A 2,282-nucleotide genomic window follows, 5' to 3' on the forward strand; every position below is an offset into this window, starting at 1 on the left:
GACGGCCGAGCTCGTGATCGTCGTCGCCTTCGGCCTCGTGCTCGTCGCCGTCTGCCTCGTCTATGAGGAGATCGCGTGGGCGGCGCTCGTGCTGGCCCTGTCGGCCAACGGCATCAAGTTCCAACTCGGCGGGCTGACGATGCTGCCCGAGCACCTGGCGATCATCCTCGCCGCCGTGCACCTTGTGCTGAACGCCCGCGCGACGAAGGTGCGGCCGCTCAGCGTCGGGAAGGCGGTGCTGGCGGGCGCGGCGCTCATCGTGCTGTGGTGGGTGCTCTCGTTCGGCATCAGCCTCGCCGCGGCGCTGCAGCCCGAGCAGAGCGTGCGCCTGCTCACCTGGGTGCTCGCGAACATCGTCGCCGCCGTGCTGGTCTGCCTGCTGCGCACGCCGACGGTCGCGCTGGTGCGCGTCGGCGTGACGGTCGCGACCGTCGCCGCCGTCATCGACCTCGTGGGCTGGCTCGCCTCGAGCACGGCGGGCGCCCTCTCGGTGTTCACCGAGCGGGACTACGCGAGCAACCAGTTCCGGCTGCAGGGCCTCGGCAGCGAGCCCAACGTCGCTGCGGCGTTCTTCGTCATCTGGCTGTGCGTCGCCTACGCGGCGTCGAAGCGGATTCCCGCTCCGCTCATCTGGACCTATCTGGTGCTCTCGGGCGTGTGCGTCTACCTCACCTACACGCGCATCGCCTGGCTGATGTTCGCCTTCGTGGCGCTGGGGCTCGTGCTGCGCATGCTGCGCGGCAGTCGCTTCTTCCTTGTCTTCGCCGTGCTCGGCGTCGCGATCGCCGTCGCGCTCGTCGCCTATGTGCTGTCGCTCTCGTCGACCTCGGGCTCCGGCGCGGCCGCGTTCCTCGCCCGGCTCGACAGCCTGCAGAACCTGGACTCGGGAACGGGTGCGCTGCGGCTGTCCACCGCCAACGTGGCGGTCGCCGATCTGAACACACTGCACGGGTGGTTCTCGGGTTTCGGCTACAACGCGTTCCCGCAGCACCACGACACGGGCGTGACCTCGTATGCGACGCCGTACCTCGCGCTGCTCTGGCTGGCCCTGTTCTACGACTCGGGGTTCGTGGGGGCCGTGCCGTTCATCCTCGGCTACCTGCTGCTCTGGGGCGGCACGGCGCGAGCGCGCAGCACCTGGTTCTTCCTCGTGTTCGCGCTCGCGAGCACCACGACCAACATCATCTGGTTCGCGTTCCCGTGGGTGGCCGGGGCGCTGCTCGTGCGGCTGAGCGCGAAGGAGGCGCAGGACACGCAGGATGCGCCGGCCGAGAAATCCGCTCAGTCGACGGGCGCCCCGCGCACCGCTCGCACGGCACTGACGGCGCGCTGATACGCGTCGCGATGCGCCGCGGCGATCGCGGGCCAGCTGCGCGCGCTCCAGTCGGGCAGGGCCGCTCGCGGTGAGGACCGCAGGGCATCGACGGCGGCCGTGAGAGCCTCGGGCGTGAGCTGCGCCGGCAGCGGCTGGATCCATTCCGCGCCGAACTCCGCCCGCAGCTCGGCCATGCTGGGGGAGTCCGTCGCCGCCACCGGCCGGCCCACCGTGAGCGCCATGAGCGCGGCGCCGCTGTTGTACATGCGCTCATACGGCAGCACGACGACGTCGCAGTCCTCGATCAGCCCGATCAGCTCGTCGTGCCCGAGGAAGTGGTCGGCGCGCACCTCGACGCCGGGTCGGGCGGCGGCGAGCTCGCCGAGCAGCCGCTCATAGTCGGCGTCGATGGCCTTGCCCGCGACGAGCAGGCGCAGCCCGCGGTCGTCGCCGATCTCGCCGAACGCCTCGACGAGCCGCTCGATGCCCTTGTAGCGGCGCAGCATGCCGAACAGCAGCAGGCGGCCGGTGGGCGCCGCAGCCGGTGCCGCGGTGCCGGCGGGGCGGTGCCGGCGCACGTACTCGGCGTAGTCGCCGTGGGGAATGACGACGCCGCGCTCGTCGCCGGCCTCCGCGAGCCCGGCGTGCGTGAGGTAGATGCGCACGGCGCAGGACGCGAGCCAGGCGCGCAGCACGGCGTCCTCGGCGGGGGAGCCGCTCTCGTGTGGCGTGAGGTTGTGGATCGTCGAGACGTGCGCGCGCCGGCGCAGCCGGTCGAGCGCGATGAGCAGGCGGAAGAGGGCGAGCTTCCCGGCGTGCTTCCACCTGCTCGGTGAGCGCACGAGCGCCTCGGGCCAGTGCAGGTGGATCACGTCGAAGCGCCCGAGCAGGGCGCGGGCCCAGGTGAACTCGCGCACCTGCAGCAGCGCATCGTTGTGCGCGGCGAGGGTCGAGACGTAGGGGTTCG

The 2,282-nt window shown here is 71.7% G+C and carries 2 protein-coding genes; one reads left to right on the forward strand and one right to left on the reverse strand.

The features are described from left to right. The coding region (locus ACM2XV_RS14460) for a hypothetical protein (RefSeq protein ID WP_487027438.1) at positions 1 to 1,333 on the forward strand (1,333 nt) is incomplete at its 5' end. On the opposite strand, the gene ACM2XV_RS14465 is transcribed toward ACM2XV_RS14460, so the two are convergent. Then, positions 1,282 to 2,282 (reverse strand): glycosyltransferase (locus ACM2XV_RS14465; protein ID WP_487027439.1); only part of this gene is annotated, 1,001 nt, incomplete at its 5' end. The two genes, ACM2XV_RS14460 and ACM2XV_RS14465, sit on opposite strands and share 52 nt — an antisense overlap.

The sequence above is a fragment of the Gryllotalpicola sp. CP2-P1 genome, assembly GCF_057512245.1.